Source organism: Bradyrhizobium sp. B120, from assembly GCF_049075665.1.
Classification (GTDB): domain Bacteria; phylum Pseudomonadota; class Alphaproteobacteria; order Rhizobiales; family Xanthobacteraceae; genus Bradyrhizobium.
The window spans coordinates 118,020-138,818 of sequence record NZ_CP185242.1; the positions used below are offsets into that span (position 1 = coordinate 118,020).

The 20,799-nt window shown below is 66.3% G+C and carries 17 protein-coding genes and 1 tRNA gene; 12 read left to right on the top strand and 6 right to left on the bottom strand.

All coding sequences use genetic code 11. From position 1 onward, the window contains the following. Positions 1–4: 4 nt before the first annotated feature. Together ACOIX3_RS00595 and ACOIX3_RS00600 are read right to left on the bottom strand one after the other, a co-directional pair. A tRNA-Ala gene (locus tag ACOIX3_RS00595) sits at positions 5–80 on the bottom strand. A 95-nt stretch (positions 81–175) separates the two neighbouring features. Further along, positions 176–586, bottom strand: a complete 411-nt coding sequence (locus ACOIX3_RS00600; protein WP_092126373.1) for a TIGR02300 family protein — start codon at positions 584–586, stop codon at positions 176–178. A gap of 146 nt (positions 587–732) precedes the next feature. Here ACOIX3_RS00600 and aroA point away from each other — a divergent pair, with 146 nt between their 5' ends. Beyond that, positions 733–2,070, top strand: a complete 1,338-nt coding sequence (gene aroA / locus ACOIX3_RS00605) for a 3-phosphoshikimate 1-carboxyvinyltransferase (RefSeq protein WP_420967928.1) — start codon at positions 733–735, stop codon at positions 2,068–2,070. Then, a complete protein-coding gene (cmk, locus tag ACOIX3_RS00610) occupies positions 2,067–2,696 on the top strand; it encodes a (d)CMP kinase (protein WP_420967929.1) in 630 nt (209 codons plus the stop codon). Before aroA ends, cmk begins: the two co-directional genes overlap by 4 nt. Positions 2,697–2,786: 90 nt before the next feature. On the opposite strand, the gene ACOIX3_RS00615 is transcribed toward cmk, so the two are convergent. After that, positions 2,787–2,960: a hypothetical protein gene (locus ACOIX3_RS00615; RefSeq protein WP_420967930.1), complete on the bottom strand. Its 174-nt coding sequence runs from the start codon at positions 2,958–2,960 to the stop codon at positions 2,787–2,789. Between the two features lie 499 nt (positions 2,961–3,459). Here ACOIX3_RS00615 and rpsA point away from each other — a divergent pair, with 499 nt between their 5' ends. The 10 genes from rpsA to ACOIX3_RS00665 all read left to right on the top strand — a co-directional run bounded on the left by rpsA (position 3,460) and on the right by ACOIX3_RS00665 (position 13,471). Continuing rightward, positions 3,460–5,169 carry a 30S ribosomal protein S1 gene (gene rpsA, locus ACOIX3_RS00620; RefSeq protein WP_050404279.1) on the top strand — a complete coding sequence of 570 codons (1,710 nt, stop codon included), beginning with the start codon at positions 3,460–3,462 and terminating at the stop codon, positions 5,167–5,169. Positions 5,170–5,450: 281 nt separating this feature from the next. Then, complete coding sequence (sppA, locus tag ACOIX3_RS00625) at positions 5,451–6,428, top strand: signal peptide peptidase SppA (RefSeq protein ID WP_420967931.1); 978 nt, start codon at positions 5,451–5,453, stop codon at positions 6,426–6,428. Positions 6,429–6,602: 174 nt separating this feature from the next. Further along, positions 6,603–6,932, top strand: a complete 330-nt coding sequence (locus ACOIX3_RS00630; protein WP_420967932.1) for an integration host factor subunit beta — start codon at positions 6,603–6,605, stop codon at positions 6,930–6,932. 87 nt (positions 6,933–7,019) lie between these two features. After that, a complete protein-coding gene (locus tag ACOIX3_RS00635) occupies positions 7,020–7,406 on the top strand; it encodes a LapA family protein (protein ID WP_420967933.1) in 387 nt (128 codons plus the stop codon). A gap of 75 nt (positions 7,407–7,481) precedes the next feature. Continuing rightward, the gene (locus tag ACOIX3_RS00640; protein ID WP_420967934.1) at positions 7,482–8,153 is read left to right on the top strand and encodes a phosphoribosylanthranilate isomerase; all 672 of its coding nucleotides are present in this window, start codon (positions 7,482–7,484) and stop codon (positions 8,151–8,153) included. Then, on the top strand, positions 8,150–9,367 hold the full coding sequence (gene trpB, locus ACOIX3_RS00645) for a tryptophan synthase subunit beta (protein ID WP_095731854.1): 1,218 nt from the start codon (positions 8,150–8,152) through the stop codon (positions 9,365–9,367). The genes ACOIX3_RS00640 and trpB overlap by 4 nt, the downstream gene beginning before the upstream one ends. Next, on the top strand, positions 9,364–10,200 hold the full coding sequence (gene trpA / locus ACOIX3_RS00650; protein WP_420967935.1) for a tryptophan synthase subunit alpha: 837 nt from the start codon (positions 9,364–9,366) through the stop codon (positions 10,198–10,200). The genes trpB and trpA overlap by 4 nt, the downstream gene beginning before the upstream one ends. A gap of 104 nt (positions 10,201–10,304) precedes the next feature. Next, the gene (accD, locus tag ACOIX3_RS00655) at positions 10,305–11,246 is read left to right on the top strand and encodes an acetyl-CoA carboxylase, carboxyltransferase subunit beta (protein WP_342725379.1); all 942 of its coding nucleotides are present in this window, start codon (positions 10,305–10,307) and stop codon (positions 11,244–11,246) included. Positions 11,247–11,341: 95 nt separating this feature from the next. Then, positions 11,342–12,586, top strand: a complete 1,245-nt coding sequence (locus ACOIX3_RS00660; protein ID WP_420971941.1) for a bifunctional folylpolyglutamate synthase/dihydrofolate synthase — start codon at positions 11,342–11,344, stop codon at positions 12,584–12,586. A 144-nt stretch (positions 12,587–12,730) separates the two neighbouring features. Then, entirely contained in the window at positions 12,731–13,471 is a 741-nt protein-coding gene (locus ACOIX3_RS00665; protein WP_420967936.1) for a metallophosphoesterase family protein, read from the top strand. Between the two features lie 223 nt (positions 13,472–13,694). Here the strand turns inward: ACOIX3_RS00665 and trxA are convergent, their stop codons facing one another. The 3 genes from trxA to addB form a co-directional block, all read right to left on the bottom strand. Next, positions 13,695–14,015 (bottom strand): thioredoxin, encoded by a 321-nt coding sequence (gene trxA / locus ACOIX3_RS00670; protein ID WP_016847387.1) that lies wholly within the window; start codon positions 14,013–14,015, stop codon positions 13,695–13,697. Positions 14,016–14,129: 114 nt separating this feature from the next. Then, positions 14,130–17,606, bottom strand: coding sequence for a double-strand break repair helicase AddA (addA, locus tag ACOIX3_RS00675; protein WP_420967937.1), 3,477 nt, complete (start codon positions 17,604–17,606; stop codon positions 14,130–14,132). Beyond that, positions 17,600–20,746: a double-strand break repair protein AddB gene (gene addB / locus ACOIX3_RS00680; RefSeq protein WP_420967938.1), complete on the bottom strand. Its 3,147-nt coding sequence runs from the start codon at positions 20,744–20,746 to the stop codon at positions 17,600–17,602. Before addB ends, addA begins: the two co-directional genes overlap by 7 nt. Positions 20,747–20,799: the final 53 nt, after the last annotated feature.

Here is a 20,799-nt window from a genome sequence, read left to right on the forward strand (position 1 = left end):
AGGCTGGTGGAGCCAGGCGGGATCGAACCGCCGACCTCTTGCATGCCATGCAAGCGCTCTCCCAGCTGAGCTATGGCCCCTTATCCAGTTGGGATGATCCTGGGGGATCGATCCCGGCCCGCGCGGCCTGGATGACTCGCGCGGCAGCACCGTTGATCATAGATCGGCGCCGATCTCAAGTCTCTTCGTCACCGCCGACGTCACCAATAATATCGGTCACGTCCTCATCGCCCTCTTCCTCGTCGGCGATGAAGGTCGAATCGTCGTCATCATCGTCATCGATGGTCTCATCGACCTCGATATCGTCCTCGGATTCGGGAACCACGGCCTTGACCTTGCCGGTGTTCTCCTCGGCATCGGCCTCCTCGAGCGAGACCAACTCTTCGGTCTCGGCCGCCTCGGGCATCTCGGCGGCGGTCGCAGGTGAACTGACGGTGGCGCCACGGCCGCCCCGCGGCGGGGCGACAGGCGCGATCGGCACGACCTCACCGGTGTAGGGCGAAATCACCGGATTCTTGTTGAGGTCGTAGAACTTCTTGCCCGTGGTCGGGCAAATGCGCTTGGTTCCGAGCTCGGACTTAGCCAACGTGGTCATCCCAGAATTTTGCTGAAAAACGGTGCTTCACTTGGCTAGTTGAGGAGCCGCTGTCAATAGCGGTTTGCGCGCAAGTGACGGGCGCGTGACGCGGTGTTGCCTATGTGATACCTGCCGCGGCGCGAGAGGACACAATCTTGGCTCATTCCGACACCCCGACCCCGCTGGAATCGCGCGTTTGCGGCCCCCTGGCCGGCAAGGTCCGCGTTCCCGGCGACAAATCGATTTCCCACCGTGCCCTGATCCTCGGGGCGCTTTCGGTCGGCGAAACCCGCATTTCCGGCCTTCTGGAGGGCGAGGACGTCATCAATACCGCCAAATCCATGCGCGCGCTGGGCGCCAAGGTGGAGCGGACGGCGCCTTTTGCCTGGTCGGTCTCGGGCGTCGGCGTCGGCGGCTTCTCCCAGCCCGCGGCGCCTCTGGATTTCGGCAATTCCGGCACCGGCTGCCGGCTGGTGATGGGTGCGGTGGCCGGCTGCCCGATCGCGGCCATTTTCGACGGCGACGCCTCGCTGCGCACGCGGCCGATGCGCCGGATTCTCGATCCCTTGGAACTGATGGGCGCCCGGACCAGCGACATCCGGGAGGGTGGCCGGCTGCCGCTCACCTTGCATGGCGCCCGCTATCCGGTACCGATCGTGTACAAGACCCCGGTCGCTTCGGCCCAGATCAAGTCCGCGGTGTTGCTGGCGGGCCTGTCCGCGCCCGGCATCACCACGGTCATCGAGCAGGAGGCGAGCCGCGACCACACCGAGCTGATGCTGAAGCATTTCGGCGCCGAGATCTCCACGGAGAAGGAAGGCAGCCACGGCCGCAGGATCTCGCTGAACGGCGAGCCCGAGCTGCACGGCGCCGAGGTCGTGGTGCCCGCCGATCCGTCCTCGGCCTCGTTCCCGACGGTCGCGGCGCTGATCGTCGGAGGGTCCGACGTCGTGTTCTCCGACGTGATGACGAATCCGCTGCGCACCGGCCTGTTCACCACCTTGCGTGAAATGGGCGCCTCGATCGAGGAGAGCGATGTGCGCGGCGATGCCGGCGAGCCGATGGCGCAATTGCGCGTGCGGGCCTCGAAGCTGAAGGGCGTCGAGGTGCCGCCGGAGCGCGCGCCTTCGATGATCGACGAATATCTGGTACTGGCGGTCGCGGCCGCGTTTGCCGAGGGCACCACGATCATGCGCGGCCTGCAGGAGCTACGCGTCAAGGAGTCCGACCGTCTCGAAGCCACCGCCGACATGCTGCGCGTCAACGGCGTCAAGGTCGAGGTTTCCGGCGATGATCTGATCGTCGAGGGCCGCGGCCACGTTCCAGGCGGCGGCCTTGTTGCCACCCACATGGATCATCGCATCGCGATGTCGGCGCTGGTGATGGGCTGTGCTTCGGATCGGCCAGTGAAGATCGACGACACTGCCTTCATCGCCACCAGTTTCCCGGATTTCATTCCGATGATGCGCGCGCTCGGAGCTGACTTCGTATGATCATTGCCATCGATGGACCCGCCGCCTCCGGCAAGGGCACGCTCGGCAAGCGGCTCGCCCACCACTACGGCTACCGCCATCTCGACACCGGCGTGATCTACCGCGCGGTGGCCTATGCGATGATGGCGCAGGGCGCCGACCTCACCGACGAGGCGCTGGCGGTGGCCGTCGCGCTCGAGCTCGATCCCGAGAAATTCGGCAATCCGATCCTGAAGACCCAGAAGGTCGGTGAGGGCGCATCGGTGGTCTCGGCCTTTCCGAGGGTGCGCGAGGCGCTGGTCAGCTTCCAGCGCCAGTTCGCCGCCGATCCGCCCGGTGCGGTGCTGGATGGGCGCGACATCGGCACCGTGATCTGCCCGGACGCCGACGTGAAGATCTTCGTGGTCGCCGACCCCCGCGTGCGGGCGCGGCGGCGCACCCTGGAGGCTCGCGCCCGCGGCGAGGACGCCGACGAGGAGGCGGTGCTGGCCGACATTCTCAAGCGTGACGAGCGGGACAAGAACCGCGCCGTTGCGCCGTTGCGGCCGGCGGCGGATGCCCACACGCTGGACAATTCCAATCTCGACATCGAGGCCGGCGTCCGCGCCGCCATCGCCATCGTCGAGGCGGTGCGCGCCCGGCGCTGATCGGTCAGGCCGCGGACAAGAAAATGCGCGATGACGAGGTTCATCGCGCCAAGCTCACTTCAGACCGTCTGCTTTTTGGACCCGTTGGGATCAGTTCTTCGACCAGTAGCGGTCGAACGGCAATTCCTGCTCGGCCATGCTGAGCAGCGGCTGCGCCGCCGTGGCAGACGCGCCGGGCGCGGCCGGAGCGGCACCGGGCATGCCCGCAATCGCATTTCCGATCGTCAGGACGGCGATCGCCGCCAGCACCACGAAGCTTTTCATTGGTAATCCCCCTGTTTTGAACGGTGCTATCGTATGGGGTGCTGCTTAAGGGCGGGTTCCGCGGCGTTCTCCTGCGGGGGCATTTCACGCGACTCGGTCAACAGCGCGTTGCGACGCCGGATCTGGAGAGCCGTGGGAGCGAGATTAGCCTTAGGCGCCCGCAAATCGGGCATTTCCGGCTTGCCCAAAATGGGCCCCGGAGCTATATCAGCGCCGTTCGGAGCGCCATCGACCGTGTCGAGGCCGTGTGTCTGAGCGGGCCGGCGCCGGGTTTGAACCCTCGCCGCATCTGGAGGAACGCCCGCTCCCCGGTCTTGCAGTCGATATTTCGTTTTCAGGTTCCGGACAATTCAAACGTACCGAACGTGCAGTTTTACTGCCGGCCCGCTGTTGCACCTCCTGCAATGAGCGGTCGTCAGGGTTTGCGGAACCCTGACACTTCACGCGCGGTGCGCCCATCAACCCGAACGGCCGGCATGATCCCGCATTTGGAGAACAAATGGCTTCGAATACTGTGTCTTCCTATACCCCCACCCGCGACGATTTCGCGGCGATGCTTGATGAATCCTTTGCCGGCGGCAATTTGCAGGAAAGCTCGGTCATCAAGGGCAAGGTGGTTGCAATTGAGAAGGACATGGCCGTCATCGACGTCGGCCTGAAGACCGAAGGCCGCGTGGCGCTGCGCGAATTCGCCGGCCCCGGCCGTGAAAGCGATCTGAAAGTCGGCGACGAAGTCGAGGTGTTCCTCGACCGGATCGAGAATGCGCTCGGCGAAGCCGTGCTGTCGCGCGACAAGGCGCGCCGCGAGGAAAGCTGGGGCAAGCTCGAGAAGGCGTTCCAGAACAACGAAAAGGTCAACGGCGTCATCTTCAACCAGGTCAAGGGCGGCTTCACGGTCGACCTCGACGGTGCGGTGGCCTTCCTGCCGCGCTCGCAGGTCGACATTCGTCCGATCCGCGACGTCGCGCCGCTGATGAACAACTCGCAGCCGTTCCAGATCCTCAAGATGGACCGCCGCCGCGGCAACATCGTGGTGTCGCGCCGCACGGTTCTCGAAGAGACCCGCGCCGAGCAGCGCCAGGAGCTGGTGCAGAACCTCGAAGAGGGTCAGGTGATCGACGGCGTGGTCAAGAACATCACCGATTACGGTGCGTTCGTTGATCTCGGCGGCATCGACGGCCTGCTCCACGTGACCGATATCGCCTGGCGCCGCGTCAACCACCCGACCGAGGTGCTGACCATCGGCCAGACCGTGAAGGTCAAGATCATCAAGATCAACCACGAGACGCACCGCATCTCGCTCGGCATGAAGCAGCTGCTGGATGATCCGTGGCAGGGCATCGAAGCCAAGTACCCGCTGGGTGCCCGCTTCACCGGCCGCGTCACCAACATCACCGACTACGGCGCGTTCGTCGAGCTCGAGCCGGGCATCGAAGGCCTGATCCACGTCTCCGAGATGTCGTGGACCAAGAAGAACATGCACCCCGGCAAGATCGTTTCGACCTCGCAGGAAGTCGAAGTGCAGGTGCTCGAAGTGGATTCGGTCAAGCGCCGCATCTCGCTCGGCCTCAAGCAGACCATGCGCAATCCCTGGGAAGTCTTCGTCGAGAAGTTCCCGGTCGGTTCGGTGGTCGAGGGCGAGGTCAAGAACAAGACCGAGTTCGGACTTTTCTTGGGTCTCGAGGGCGACGTCGACGGCATGGTCCATCTCTCCGACCTCGACTGGAAGCTTCCGGGCGAGCAGGTCATCGACAACTTCAAGAAGGGCGACATGGTCAAGGCCGTGGTGCTCGACGTCGATGTCGAGAAGGAGCGCATCTCGCTCGGCGTCAAGCAGCTCGAAGGCGACCCCTTCGCCGAGCCGGGCGACGTCAAGAAGGGCGCGGTCGTGACCTGCGAAGTGCTCGAAGTGAAGGAGAGCGGCATCGAGGTCCGGATTTCGGGCACCGAGTTCACCACCTTCATCAAGCGGTCCGAGCTGGCCCGCGATCGCAACGACCAGCGTGCCGAACGCTTTGCCGTCGGCGAGAAGGTCGATGCCCGCGTCATCCAGTTCGACAAGAAGGCCCGCAAGGTCCAGGTCTCGATCAAGGCGCTGGAAGTTGCCGAAGAGAAGGAAGCCATCGCGCAGTACGGCTCCTCCGATTCGGGAGCGACGCTCGGCGACATCCTCGGCACCGCGCTGAAGAACCGCGGCACCGACAAGTAAGCCTTCGCTTGAGTTCAGGCGAACATTGGGGCCCCGGCGCAAGCCGGGGCCCTTTTTGTTATCCCGTAGCCCGGATGGAGCGAAGCGCAATCCGGGAGCGCTTCTGCCGCGGATGCAGGCCCCGGATTACGCTTCGCTTCATCCGGGCTACTAATGTCGGCGATGTGGCGGGCCTTGTTTTCTTCATATTGCGTCGCAATTGATGTATTTGGCTAAGCTGATAGTGACGCTGCGACGGCAAAACGCGCGGACTGCGCGCTGACTATTTCTGGAGAGATCGGATGTCGCTGGATTCAGACGTGATCGTCGACCGCCGCCGTATCAGGCGCAAGCTGACATTCTGGCGCGTCGCCGCTGCGGTCATTGCAATCGCGGCGATCGTCGGCGTGGGCGTGATCGCCGCCGGCGGACGCGGCACCTTTTCGACCTCGAACACGATCGCGCGGATCAATATCGACGGACTGATCCGCAGCGACCAGGAGCGCGTCGAGGCGCTGGAGCGGCTCGGCAAGTCGAGCTATGCGGCCGTTGTCGTGCACATCAATTCGCCCGGCGGCACCACCGCGGGCTCCGAGCAGCTTTACGATTCGCTGGTGCAGTTGAAGGCGAAGAAGCCGCTCGTCGTCGTGGTCGAGGGACTGGCGGCCTCGGGCGGCTACATCACGGCGATCGCCTCCGACCATATCGTCGCCCAGCAGACCTCGCTGGTCGGCTCGATCGGCGTGCTGTTCCAGTTTCCCAACGTGTCCGAATTGCTCAAGACCGTCGGCGTGAAGATGGAGGAAATCAAATCCTCGCCGCTGAAGGCGGCGCCCAATGGCTTCGAGCCGACCAGCCCGGAGGCCCGCGCTGCGATCGACGGCCTAGTTAAGGATTCCTATGCATGGTTCCGTGGATTGGTGAAGGAACGGCGCGGCATGGACGACGCCCTGCTGGAGAAGGTCGCGGATGGCCGCGTCTTCACCGGCAGGCAGGCGGTCGACCTCAAGCTGATCGATCAGCTCGGGGATGAGAAGACCGCGATCGCCTGGCTGGTCGCGGAGAAGAAGGTCAAAAGCGACCTGCCAGTGCGCAATTACAAGCTCAATCCGCGATTCAGCGACCTGACCTTCCTGCGCACCGCGGCGTCGATGACGCTCGATGCGTTCGGCCTTGGCGGCATCGCGCGGCGGATCGAGCAGGGTGGCGTGGCCCAAGCGGTCGACCGATTCGGGCTCGACGGCATGCTGGCGCTGTGGACTCCCGGAGGAACCGACTAGTCGAGAGCGAAAGGTGTGCTGATCAGGGTATTCTCGCTCTGCGGGAATCGCCGCATGCCCCAATTGGGCTATTTGTCACGCGATTTCACGGCGTCCTAAATCGATTTAGCGTCTTGACAGTGCACGGCATTTTCACGGAAATGGGTTTCCGCAAGAGCCCGGATCCCATTTTCGATGATCAAATCCGAACTTGTTCAGCGTATCGCCGAGCACAACCCGCACCTCTACCAGCGGGACGTCGAGAACATTGTGAATGCGATTCTCGATGAAATCGTCGCGGCGCTGGCGCGTGGCGACCGCGTCGAGCTGCGCGGTTTTGGCGCTTTCTCGGTGAAGCATCGCCCGGCCCGTGCCGGCCGCAATCCGCGTACCGGCGAGCATGTGCCGGTCGACCAGAAGAGCGTGCCGTTCTTCAAGACCGGCAAGGAAATGCGCGAGCGCCTCAATCGCGACGAAGCTGAGGCGGGAGCCTCCAAGACCGACGCGCCCAAGGCGGACGCCTAATAGGCTGGCGCTTAGCGCGCGACGCCCGGCGCTGTCGTTGCTGTGGGCGATGCGCCCGCACTTTCTCCATCGCGGTGAGAGATGGTCATGCGAAAGTTCTTCACGGCAGTGGTCGTCGTTCCGCTCGGGCTGATCTTCATCATCTTTGCCGTCGCCAACCGTCACTGGGTGACGGTGTCGTTTGATCCCTTCAACTCTGTGACGCCGACGGTTGCGGTCACACTGCCGCTGTTCGTCGTCATCATCGCGTCCGCCATTCTTGGCGTGATCGCCGGTGGCATCGGAACCTGGTTCAAGCAGGGGCGCTGGCGCCGCGCCGCCCGCCAGCATGAGGCCGACGCCCGCCACATCCGCGCCGAACTCGCCGACCTCAGGGCCACCGCCTCCCGGGACGATGCGCAGCGCCGTTCGGCCCCGGCCCAGCTGGGCTTTTACGGGCCCAATGGGCGAGACAAGCAGGGCGCGACGTTGTAGAACCCGCCCCGTCGGACCCGGGGCAGCCCCTGTTCCGGCCGCCCGAAAAACCGTTTTTGAGACCGTTTCGAGACCATGCCCCTGCTCGTCAAAATCTGCGGCCTGTCCACGCGCGAGACGCTCGACGTCGCGCTTGAGGGCGGTGCGGACATGGTGGGGTTCGTGTTCTTCCCGCCGTCGCCGCGCCATATCAGCCTCGAGACCGCGCGCGAGCTTGGCAACCAGGCCAAGGGCCGCGCCGTCAAGGTCGCGCTGACCGTCGATGCCGACGACGCCACGCTCGAAAACATCGTCGAGACGCTGCGCCCGGATATCCTGCAACTGCACGGCAAGGAAACCACCGCGCGGCTGCGCGACATCAAGCAGAAGTTCGGCCTGCCGCTGATGAAGGCGCTGCCGGTCGAGACCGCGGCCGACCTCGCCCCGCTGCCGGGCTATGCCGGCGTCGCCGACCGCATCCTGTTCGATGCCCGCGCGCCGAAGGATGCTACCCGGCCCGGCGGTCTCGGCGCGCCGTTCGATTGGCACCTGCTCGAAAATCTCGATCTCGCGCTGCCCTACATGGTCTCCGGCGGGCTCAATGCCGACAACGTCGCTGAAGCTGTCCGCGTCACCCGCGCCGGCGGGGTCGATGTGTCGTCCGGCGTCGAGCGCACGCCGGGCGTCAAGGATCCCGAGCTGATCCGCGCCTTCATCCGCGCCGCACGCGCAACCCAAAGAACGACCCAAGAACTGATGGTTCGATGAATCAAAACCTGCCCAATTCCTTCCGCAGCGGCCCCGACGAGCGCGGGCATTTCGGCATTTTCGGGGGACGCTTCGTCGCGGAAACGCTGATGCCGCTGATCCTCGATCTCGAAAAGGCCTATGCCGACGCCAAGGCTGATCCGGCGTTCCAGGCCGAGATGAATGTCTATCTGAAGGACTATGTCGGCCGGCCCTCGCCGCTCTATTTCGCCGAACGGCTCACCGAGCATCTCGGCGGCGCCAAGATCTATCTGAAGCGCGAGGAGCTCAACCACACCGGTTCGCACAAGGTCAACAACGTGCTCGGCCAGATCATGGTCGCGCGCCGCATGGGCAAGAAGCGCATCATCGCCGAGACCGGCGCGGGCCAGCACGGCGTGGCGACGGCGACGCTGTGCGCACGGTTCGGGCTCGAATGCGTGGTCTACATGGGCGCCGTCGACGTCGAGCGGCAGCAGCCCAACGTGATCCGCATGGAGATGCTGGGCGCCAAGGTCGTCCCGGTGCAGTCGGGCGCGCGGACGCTGAAGGACGCGATGAACGACGCGCTGCGCGATTGGGTCACCAACGTGCACAACACCTTCTATTGCATCGGCACGGTGGCGGGCCCGCATCCCTATCCGATGATGGTGCGCGATTTCCAGTCGATCATCGGCCACGAGACCCGCAAGCAGATGCAGGAGGCCGAGGGCCGCCTGCCGGATTCGCTGATCGCCTGCATCGGCGGCGGCTCCAATGCGATGGGTCTGTTTCATCCGTTCCTCGACGATCCCTCGGTCGAGATTTTTGGTGTCGAGGCGGCTGGTCACGGGCTGACGCAGCTGCATGCGGCCTCGCTCGCCGGCGGGCGCCCCGGCGTGCTGCACGGCAACCGCACCTATCTGTTGATGGACGCCGACGGCCAGATCGAGGAAGCGCATTCGATCTCGGCCGGCCTCGATTATCCCGGCATCGGCCCCGAGCACGCCTGGCTGCATGAGACCGGCCGCGTGAAGTATCTCTCGGCGACCGACGAGGAAGCGCTGGCCGCATTCCAGCTGCTGTCGCGGCTCGAGGGCATCATCCCCGCGCTGGAATCCGCGCACGCGATCGCGAAACTGTCCGAACTCGCGCCGCAGCGGCCGAAGGATCATTTGATGGTGGTCAATCTCTCGGGCCGTGGCGACAAGGACGTGCCGCAGGTCGGCGACATCTTGAAGGCGAGGCAGAAGTGACCACCCGTATCGACGCACGTTTCGCCGAACTGAAGCAGCAGGGCCGCTCCGCTTTCGTCACCTTCGTGATGGCCGGCGACCCCGATCCCAAGACCTCGCTCGACATCCTCAAGGCGCTGCCGAAGGCCGGCGCCGATGTCATCGAGATCGGCATGCCCTTCACCGATCCGATGGCCGATGGCCCGTCGATCCAGGCCGCCGGCCTGCGCGCGCTCAAGGGCGGCATGACGCTGCGCAAGACGCTGGCGATGGTCCGCGACTTCCGCAAGGACGACAACGCGACGCCGATCGTGCTGATGGGCTACTACAATCCGATCTACATCTACGGCGTCGAGAGCTTCCTGGCCGATGCAAAGACCGCCGGCGTCGACGGCCTGATCATCGTCGACCTGCCGCCGGAGGAAGACACCGAGCTTTGCATTCCCGCGTTGAAGGCCGGGCTGAACTTCATTCGCCTCGCGACGCCGACCACCGACGACAAGCGTCTGCCGGCGGTGCTCGCGAACACCTCGGGCTTTGTCTATTACGTCTCGATCACCGGCATCACCGGCGCTGCAACGGCCGATTCGAACGCGGTTGCGGACGCCGTCGCCCGCATCAAGCGGCACACCAGGCTGCCGGTCTGTGTCGGCTTCGGCATCCGCACGCCGGAAACGGCGCGCGCGATCGCCGAGAACGCCAATGGCGCGGTGGTCGGCACCGCGATCGTCGACGTGGTGCGCGCCAATCTCGATGCCGAGGGCCGCGCGACGCCGAAGACCGTGAGCGCGGTGGCGGACCTGGTGTCCGCGCTGGCGCAGGGGGTCCGGGGCGCCAAGCAGGCCGCTGAATAAGCCACATTTTGCGGCAACAAGGCCGCAGACGGCGGCTTGCCGGGTTCGCCCGGCCCGCCATATATCCAGCTGGTGCGGGACCGACCCGCATTTCGGAGCGAACCATGAACTGGCTCACCAACGTCGTCCGGCCGAAGATCCGCAACATCCTGCGGCGCGAGACGCCGGAAAACCTCTGGATCAAGTGCCCGGATTCCGGGCAGCTGGTGTTCTACAAGGACGTCGAGGCCAACCAGTTCGTGATCCCCGGCTCGAACTACCACATGCGCATGGGCGCGGTGGCGCGGCTGAAGTCGATCTTCGACAACGAGACCTGGTTCGACGTCGCGCTGCCCGAGGTGACGGCGGATCCGCTGAAATTCCGCGACGAGCGCAAATATGTCGACAAGATCAGGGATGCGCGGGCCAAGACCGGCCTGAACGACGCGGTCAAGGTCGGCTACGGCAAGTTAGAGGGCACCGGCGTCGTGGTCGCGGTGCAGGATTTCGATTTCATGGGCGGCTCGCTCGGCATGGCTGCCGGCGAAGCGATCGTGCGCGGGCTCGAGCTCGCGGTCGAGAAGAAGTCGCCCTTCATCGTGTTCGCCGCATCCGGCGGCGCGCGAATGCAGGAAGGCATCCTGTCGCTGATGCAGATGCCGCGCACCACGGTTGGCGTGCAGATGCTGCGCGAGGCGAAGCAGCCCTACATCGTCGTGCTGACCAATCCGACCACCGGCGGCGTTACCGCGTCCTATGCGATGCTCGGCGACGTCCAGATTGCCGAACCCGGTGCGCTGATCGGCTTTGCCGGCGCGCGGGTGATCGAGCAGACCATTCGCGAGAAGCTGCCGGAAGGTTTTCAGCGCGCCGAATATCTGCGCGAGCACGGCATGGTCGACATGGTCGTCCACCGCCATGAGATGAAAGCCACGCTGGCGCGGCTGTGCCGCCTGCTGACCAAGGCGCCGGCGCCTGAAACCGCGTCCAAGCCCACGGTCGCCGTCACCGAGCCGGCCCAGATCGTCACGGCCCCGGAGACGGTGCCGGCCGCGCCGCACGCGTGACCGCAAGCGGCGCCCCATCGCAACCCTCGTTCGAGGCGTTGATCGCGCGGATATCGGCGCTGCATCCGAAGCGCATCGATCTCAGCCTCGATCGCATGCGCGGCCTGATGGAGCGGCTCGATCATCCCGAGCGCAAGCTGCCGCCGGTGATCCATGTCGCCGGCACCAACGGCAAGGGCTCGACGATCGCCTATCTGCGCGCGATCCTCGAAGCCGCCGGCCTGCGCGTGCACGTCTTCACATCGCCCTATCTGGTGCGGATCAACGAATGCTACCGGCTGGGTGCCGTCGGCGGCGGCAAGCTCGTCGGTGACGACGAGCTGCGCACCACGTTCGAACATTGCGAGCGCGTCAACGCAGGCCATCCCATCACCGTCTTCGAGATGGAAACCGCAGTGGCGTTCTGCCTGTTCGCGAAGCATCCGGCCGACGTGACGCTGCTCGAGGTCGGCCTCGGCGGCCGGCTGGATTCGACCAATGTGGTCGAGACGCCGCTGGCCTCGGTGATTACGCCGGTCAGTATGGATCACATGGAATTCCTCGGCGATACGCTCACTTTGATCGCCGGCGAGAAGGCCGCGATCATCAAGCGCAAGGTGCCGGTGGTTTGCGCCGAGCAGGCGCCGGACGCGATGGCGGTGATCGAGGCGGAGGCGAACCGCTTGCGCGCGCCGCTGCATGCGGCCGGCGAGCAATGGCATGTCGGCGTCGAGCGCGGCCGGCTGGTCTATCAGGACGAACGTGGACTGATGGATCTCGCCGCGCCAAAACTGTTCGGCCGGCACCAGTTCGACAATGCGGGCCTTGCGATTGCGACCTTGCGTGCGATCGACACGTTCAAGCTCAACATCGCAGCCTTCGAGGCCGGCATCGTCAACGCGGAATGGCCGGCGCGGATGCAGCGGCTGGTCTCAGGCAGCCTGGTCTGCCAGGGGCCGCAGGGTTCCGAGGTCTGGCTCGATGGCGGGCACAATGCCGAAGGCGGCCGCGTTGCTGCGGCGGCGCTCGGCGATCTCGAGGAGCGGGTGTCGCGGCCGCTGGTCGTGATCGCAGGCATGATGGCCAACAAGGACGCCGATGCATTCCTCGCCAATTTCGCCGGGCTGACGCGCCATATCATCGCGGTCCCGGTGCCCGGGCGCGACAACGGCATGGCGCCCGACAAGCTCGCCGATGCCGCGCGTGCGCTCGGCATGCGCGTCGAGATCGCATCCGGCGTCGACGCCGCGCTGCAACGGCTTGCCACGCTGGCCTACGAGGTGCCGCCGCGTATCCTGATCACCGGCTCGCTGTATCTCGCTGGTCCCGTGCTTGCGGCCAACGGCACGCCTCCTGCATGATCCATCTGGTGTCCCGGACGCGGTGCAGCGCGCAGCGATGCTCCGCTGAGCCGGGACCCATCTCGACGCAATGGGCCCCGGCTCAGCAGCGCACCACTGCGTGCTGCGCCGCGTCCGGGGCGTGCAAGGGGAGTGACTGACACCATGCGTTTTGCTGCGATCGCCGACATCCATGGCAACCATCTCGCGCTTGAAGCCGTGCTGTCGGACATCCGCGCGCAGGGCATTTCCGACATCGTCGATCTCGGCGACATGGTGAGCGGGCCGCTCGACGCCCGGCCGACCGTCGACATGCTGATGGCGCTCGATGCGGTCCATCTGCTCGGCAATCACGACCGCTATCTGATCGACCGCCCGCACGAGAAGATGGGCTCCTGGGAGCGGCTGACCTACACCCAGCTCGAGCCGCGGCATCTCGACTGGCTGCGCACGCTGCCGGCGAATGCGGTCTATCGCGACGCGGTTTTCCTCTGTCACGCGACGCCGCAGGATGACGAGACCTATTGGCTCGAGACGGTGCTGCCGGGCGGCGAAGTCTGCATGTCGACGCTGGAATCGATCGAGGCGCGGGCGGCCGGCGTCACGCAATCGCTGATTCTCTGCGCGCACACCCACGCCGCGCGCGCCGTGCGGCTTCGCGATGGGCGGCTGATCGTCAATCCCGGCAGTGTCGGTTCACCCGGCTATCGCGCCGGCAAGCCGTATCCGCATGTCGTCGAGGCCGGCTCGCCCGATGCGCGCTACGCCATTCTCGAACGGGTCGATGGCGACTGGCGGGTGACGTTCCGCCATATCCCGTATGACCACGCGGCAATGGCAGCGCTGGCGCGGCGCAATGGCCAGGCCGAGCTCGCGTCAGCGCTGGCGACGGGATGGATCAGGTAGTCGCTGCAAAGCAAGCTCGTCATGCGCGGGCTTGACCCGCGCATCCATCAATCTTCGCGTGAACGATTTTCGGAAGTGGATGGATGGCCGGGTCATAGGCGAGCGGAAGCGACGCCGTCCTTCGGACGGCTATGCCCGGCCATGACGAGTGGGACGATTGTGCACAAAACAAAACGGCCGGCTTTCGCCGGCCGTTTGCACAAATCAGCTAATTCGAAACGGATCAGACCGCAGCGGTGATCCACTGCTGCAGCTTGGCCTTCGGCGCGGCGCCGACCTGACGGGACGCCATCTCGCCGCCCTTGAAGATCATCAGGGTCGGGATCGACATCACGCCATACTTCGACGCGGTCTTCGGGCTCTCGTCGACGTTGAGCTTCACGATCTTGACCTTGTCGCCCATCGCGCCGGAAATTTCATCGAGAGCGGGCGCGATCATGCGGCAGGGGCCGCACCATTCGGCCCAGAAGTCGACGACCACCGGCCCGGTCGCCTTGAGCACTTCGGCTTCGAAATCGGCGTCAGAAACCTTGCCAACGGCCATGTGAGTACCTCGTTCGGTTGAGACAAAAGGGCGGTTGAGAATCGCGCCCGGGAGCATGGGGCAAACGTATGAATGCCCCCTTGCCGGGTCAAGCTCGCTCACGCCGACATGAACTTATGCCAGCCCGGCGTCCAGCGCGGGGGCGGAAATCTCCATGATTTCAGGCGTTTCAGTCCAAAGCAGTGCCGCCCGGACGGGCAGCTGGGGATAAAGCTTCGCCAACACAGCCCGGTACAGCGCGAGTTGCCGGACATAGCCCTTGGGAGCGTCGGCGACGGTCTTCGGCGGAGCATGGTTGGTCTTGAAATCGACGATCAGGACGTCGTTCGGCGTCACCACCAGCCGGTCGATCTGGCCCGAGACCAGCACCTTCGGCTGGCCTGGCCGCTCCAGCCGGCCCACGATCGAGACCTCGGCACGGCTGCCGGGGGCAAACACCGGCGCGAAGCGCAGATCGACGGTCAGGGCGACCACTTGCCGAGCCAGCGCCGCCCGTTCTTCCTCGCTCCAGCCGTCGGCGTTACGCGCAAGATAGCCGAGCGCCGCGCCGAGCCGTCGTTCCACCGCGACATCGGGCAGCGATTGCAGCAGGCGATGCACCAGCGTGCCGCGTTGCAGGGCGCGGGCACGCAGCAGCACCGATTCGCCGGTTCGTATCGGATGGCTGTCGCCGTCAGTCGGATCGGACGGGCGCAGCACGCCCGCGGCGGAGGCTTCAGGTGCGGCCGCGGTACGCAGCCAGGACGGCAGCGCGATCGGCGCGATGGCCGTTGATGCGGCCGCGCCGGTGAGATCGGCAACATCATCCGGCCGCGAATACCGCATCACCTTGCCGGCCGGCGTATCGAGCTCTTCGAGCTTGAGCCCGGAATTGGCGAGCCCCTTGGTGATCAGATCGTACCAGGAGGATTTCCGCACCGTGTTCATGTTGCCGGGCATGCAGCCGCCGACGATCAGCCGGTCGGCCGCACGGGTCATCGCGACATAGAGCAGGCGGCGATATTCGTCCTCGGTGTCGCCGAGCATCGCCTTGCGCGCGTCGGCGACATTGGGCGGATCCTCGGCCTTCTTGCCGGCCCACACCACGACGCCGGGCGCGTTCGGCGCGGCATTGCCCTGCGGCAGATGGATCAGCCGCAGCCGCTGCGTGTCCGACGGCGAGGTGGTGGTGTCGACGAGGAACACGACCGATGCCTCGAGGCCCTTGGCGCCGTGCACGGTCATCACGCGCACCTCGTCGCGCGAAATCTCCATGTCGCGCTTCACCTCGGTGTCGGCGGCGCGCAGCCAGGCGATGAAGCCCTGCAGCGAGGCCGGCGCCTTGCGCTCATAACCCAGCGCGAGTTCGAGGAATTCGTCGAGTGCGTCGTTGGCCTCGTGGCCGAGCCGGCGCAGGATGCGCGCCCGTCCGCCGTCGCCGCCGAGCAGCCAGGCGTAGAACGCGAACGGCGTCTCCTGGGTGAAGCGGCGCTCGCATTGTTCGAGGCGGCGCAACGCGGCCGCGAACCGCTCATCGGCCGGTGCCTGTGCGGCCAGCGCCTCGCGCAGCGCGCCGCGGCGCTGATGCGCCAGCTTGAACAGGTCGTCATCGTCGAGGCCGAGCAGCGGGCTCTTCAGCGCCACCGCGAGCGCGAGGTCGTCCTGCGGCAGCAGCAGCGCGTCGGCGAGGTTCATCAGGTCGATGATCGCGATGTGCTCGGTCAGCTTCAGCCGGTCGGCGCCGGCGACCGGAATGTTGGCGTGCTTCAGCGCCTGGATCACCGCGTCGAAGGCGTTGCCGCGCCGCCGCACCAGGATCAGCATATCGCCATAGCGCAGCGGCCGTCGTCCGCCTTCGCTGCCGGTCATGGTGCCGCTCGTGACGAGGCGCTTGATCTCGGCCTGGATGCGCCGCGCAAGCTTCACTTCGGGGCTGGTCACCGAGACGCCGTCGAACGGCGCACGCCAGCCCTCGATGTCCTGGCGGTCGTCGGCCACCGCGAGGTCCCACAGCTCGATCAGGCTGGGGCCGGCGTCAGTCATCGCATTGTGGATCGGATAGCCATTCTCGACCGCATGGATACTGCGGAAGATCTCCTGCTCGCGGAACACATGGTCGACCGAATGCAGGATCACCGGCCCCGAGCGGAACGAATAGGTGAACGACACCGGATCGAATTTCAGCCCGGCTTCCTCGAACCGCCGCTTCAGCTCGCGCCGCCGCAAGTCGAATTCGCGCGGTGCGGCGCCCTGGAACGAGAAGATCGACTGCTTCTCGTCGCCGACCGCGAACACGGTGCGCACCAGGCCGTCGCGCGCGCCGGCGCCGGAGGTGAACTCCGAGATGATGTGGGCGACGATGTCCCATTGCCGCGGGCTGGTGTCCTGCGCCTCGTCGATCAGCACGTGATCGACGCCGCGGTCGAGCTTGTAATGCACCCAGCCCGAGGAGACGCGGTCGAGCATCGCCAGCGTCTTGTCGATCAGATCGTCGTAGTCGAGCAGGCCGCGCTCCAGCTTCTCGCGCCGGTAGTGTGCGGCTGCCGCGGTCGCGATGTGGATCAGCGCCTCGGTGCGGTCGCGCGCGACCACGGCGCGACGGCGCTCGATCAAGGGACCGAGACGGTCGATCTCCGCCTCGAACCTGTTGCCCGCGACCGGATTCTTCTTGATGAAGTTGTTGGTGACCACAGACGCGCGCGGCGCGCGGTCATCGGTCAGGAAGACGCCGAGATATTCGTCGACCTGGGCCGCGCCGGTAAAGGTCAGCGCGCTCCGCAGCCGCTCGGCCTGCTTCTGATCTGCCTTGCTGCTGGTGTCGAGGAGCGTCGCCATCTCCTTCCAGCCCGACCGTGGCAGGTTCGGCCCGTCGACGATCTCGCGCTCGACATCCTCGATGCGAATATCAAAGGAGACGCCGAGCGCGGCCGACATCTGCGCGGCGGCGGCCGCGGCGTTGCCGGCGGCATCGGTCCAGGCCATGAAATGGTCGCGGCTCAGACAAGCCTCGCGGACCACCTCCTTGAAGGTGACATCGGCGGCGTTCGCCATCGCCGTCCGCAGCGCGCGGCCGATGGGACTGTCGGGAATCCGCGACGCCTCGAGGAACACCGCGAGATTGGCGCGCTCCATCATCTCGTTCTGGTCGCGGTCGTCGAGCACGGCGAAGCGCGCCGGCACGTTGGCCTCGAACGGAAATTGTTGCAGCAGGCGGGTGCACAGCGCGTGGATGGTCTGCACCTTCAACCCGCCTGGTGTCTCCAGCGCGCAAGCAAACAGTTTGCGCGCCTCACGCCGCAGCGTGGCACTCGGATGCGCGATGCCGGCCTCGCGGATCGCGGTATCGAGCGCGGTGTCATCGAGCGTCACCCAATGGCCGAGCGTCGTGAACACGCGTTCGGCCATGTTCGCCGCTGCGGCCTTGGTGAAGGTGATGCAGAGGATCTTTTCCGGCGGCACGCCTGACAGCAAAAGGCGGATCACGCGCTGGACCAGCACGTGGGTCTTGCCCGAGCCGGCATTGGCCGACACGAAGGTCGACGCCTTCGGATCGGACGCGCGCGCCTGCGCGTCGCGCACCGCCGGCGGGATAGGGCGGGGTGCCTTCACCATTCCTCGATCCCCAGGCCGCCGGCCGCGGACCATTCCTTGATGCGCGCGAGGTCGTCATAGGCGCCGTAACGGTTCGCCCACATCGAGAGGTTCAGCGAGGTGTAGGCCTGCTGCTCGTCGTCGAAGGCGCGGATCAAGGCTTCCAGCTTGCGCCGCGCGCTATCGGCGGCTTCGTCTGGCGGTTGCGGCGTATCGTTGGTCTTGATCTTCAGCTCCAGCGAACGCTGCTCGCCCGGCGGGTTGTTGCCGCTCAGCCTGACGTAGACCAGGTCGCCGACCGAGGAGTCCGCCGGAATGTCGGCGAAGCCGCCCTCGCGCAGGATCGCGGCTTCCAGTGTGAGTTGCGGCGACAGGCCCATGCGCACCTGCTTGCCGGTCGGCGGCTGGCCGGTCTTGTAATCGAGGATCGCAAAGCTGCCGTCGTCGCGCCGCTCGATGCGGTCGGCGCGCGCCGAGAGCACGAACGTCCTGGCATCGTCGAGCGGAATGCCGATCTCGCCGCGGATCTCGGCCTTGATCGCGTCGATACCGCCGCGCCGCGCCTGCTCCCATTCGGCAAACCACGCCGCGATGCGCTGGAAGCGCGGCCACCACAGCGCGCGCGCTTCGGGCCGTTCCATCAGTGGCGCAAAATGCCTGGCCCCGATGTCGCGCAGCGCGCTCTTGATGTCGTCAGGTAGCGCGTCGGCGAAAGTTTGTGTGAACTCGCCGAGCGATTCGTGGATTGCGGAGCCGCGATCGGCCGCCGACAGCGGCATGTCGACCGGATCGAGCGGATCGAGCTTCAGGATGTAGCGCGCATAGATCGTGTAGGGGTCGCGCAGCCAGTCCTCGATCGCGGTGACCGACATTTTCAGCGGCCGTGCCTCGCGCGGTGGCCGCGGCTCTGGCTGCGGGATCGGCTCGACGGTGTCGGGCCGGTCGAGCTCGGCGGCGTATTGCACGTAAGCCTCGCCGGCCGATGTCGCCGCCTTCCAGCGCGCTTCGCCGGCAACCGCTTCGAGCCGATGCAGGAAGCGCGAAGCGACCGCCGGCGCACCGCCGACCTTGGCCGCATGGGTGAGGATCACCTCGTCATGGCCGAGCAACTGCGCAAAGTCGTGCGCGGAGAGGCCGATGCGCCGTTCGGGGAGATCGAGCCCAAGCTCATGCCGCATCGGCCGGCTCAGCCACGGATCGATCCGCGGCGCCGGCGGCCAGACGCCCTCGACCAGACCGCCGAGGATGACGCGATCCGATTCGGTCAGACGCGCTTCGAGCTGGCCGAAGATGTTGAGCTGCGCGCGCGCCGATTCCGGCCGTCGCACCATGCGGTCGGCGAATGCGGTCTGGAACACCTCGGGATAATCTGACAGTGGCGTCATCAGCCCGCTCGGCTGCTGCCTGGCGAGCAGCTCGTCGAAGGCGGACGCGAGCGACGCCCCTGCGCGCTCCTCGAACACGATGGCGACGCCATTCTGGTCGGCCGACAGCGCGATCAACGCCTCGCGGTGACGTGCGGCCAGCTCGGCGAAGTCATAGGGTCTTGATGAGGCCATGCCTTCGAGCGGCGCCAGCGCCGTTTGCAATCTGGCGATCAGGTCCTGGGCCTGGTTGAGCTCGTTGTCGCGCAGCCGGGCCCGCGGCTCCATGGCGTGCAGCGACGAGGTCTCGCCGCCGTGCAGCTTGACGAGCTCGGCGCGGAAGCGGGCGAAGTCGCGCGCGAGGCCGCTGGTCGCAGCTTGCGGCCGCGTGCCGCGCAGCAGCGCGATCTCCAGCACCTCGATCGCGCGCTTCAGCGCGCCATGGGCGCCGCCGAGCCGGAACAGCGGATGCTTGAGCAGCGCGAGCAATGTCGGCGGCTCCAGCCCCTTGGCCGCGGCCTCCGCGGTGAGGCGGGCGAACACGCCGGGCGGGGTTTCCATCAGCGCATCGCCGCCGGAATCGTCGAACTCCAGCTTCCAGCGCGTCAGCGAGGCCATCACGCGGCGTGCCAGCGCGCGATCCGGCGTCACCAGCGCGGCCGATTTGCCGAGATGCCGCGCCTCGCGCATCGCGACCGCGATCGCCAGCGCTTCCATCTCCGGATTGGGGGCCTCGACCATGGTGAGATGGGTCATCCCGGCGGAAATCCGCGCCACGATCTCGGGCCGTTCCAGCCGGTCGTGCCACTGTGCGGTCGCGGTCGATGGGCGCATCGTCTCCGACACCAGCACCTCGCGGCCGAGCGGCGTAGGCTCGGCAAGGCTCTCGACGTCGCGGCGCTTGATGCCGAAGCGGTCGAGCAGAGCGTGCATCGCGAATTGCGGATGGTTCGACGAGGGCGGCGTGGTGAACCTGCCGTCGCCGCCGCGTTCGCCGCCGATCGTGTGCCAGGAATCTTCGTCGAGATCGGTGTCGAGCCCGGGCAGCACCACGGCGCCGTTCGCGAGCTTCGCCACTGCGTGGAGGAATTTTGCAGTCGCCGGCATCGAGCCGGTCGAACCGGCGGCGATCACCGGGCCCGTGGGATGCGCGGTCAGCCTCGCCGCTTCCGCCTCGATCAGGAGATCGCGGCGCGCCGCGGGCTCGATCCGGCCGATCTCCCTGAGGTAGTTCGGCCAGGCGTCGCGCGCGATACGCAGGAAGTCGAGCGAGTGCTGCCAGTATTTGTCGAGCTGGTCTGGTACCAGGCGGTCGAGCGCGCGCCAGTCGACGCCGCGCGTCACCATGTCGTCCATCAGCCGCGCCAGATCGCCGGCGAGTTGCAGCGTCGAGGCCGGGCCGCCGACCACCAGCGGCGCCGACACTGGCGTCTTCGCCCAGGCCGCGACCAGATGCGCCAGCGTCAGCCGGCGCTCGAGCTCGCCGAGCCTTGGCGGGATTTCCAGCGGCGCAGCGCCGCCGACGTCGTCGGCCTGGTCGGCGAAAGCGAGCTCGTCCTCATCGATCTCGCCGAGCGCGACGATGCGCGGCAGCACCGCGGCGTCGGAATCGAGCACATCGAGGAAGATCTCGCGCGCCAGCCGTCCGGCGCGGCGGGTCGGCAGATAGAGCGTGGCGCCGGCGAGCTTTGCGGGATCGTTGCGTGCCCCGAATCCCGCGACCAGCCGGCCATCGACCAGCGCCGAAATCACGGTGCGCAGGAACGGCGCAGAGACGGGAACGCTGAAAACGCGCATGGGCTGCCTGGTTCGAATCAGGCGCCAATATAGGGAGCGGCGCCCGTCGTTAG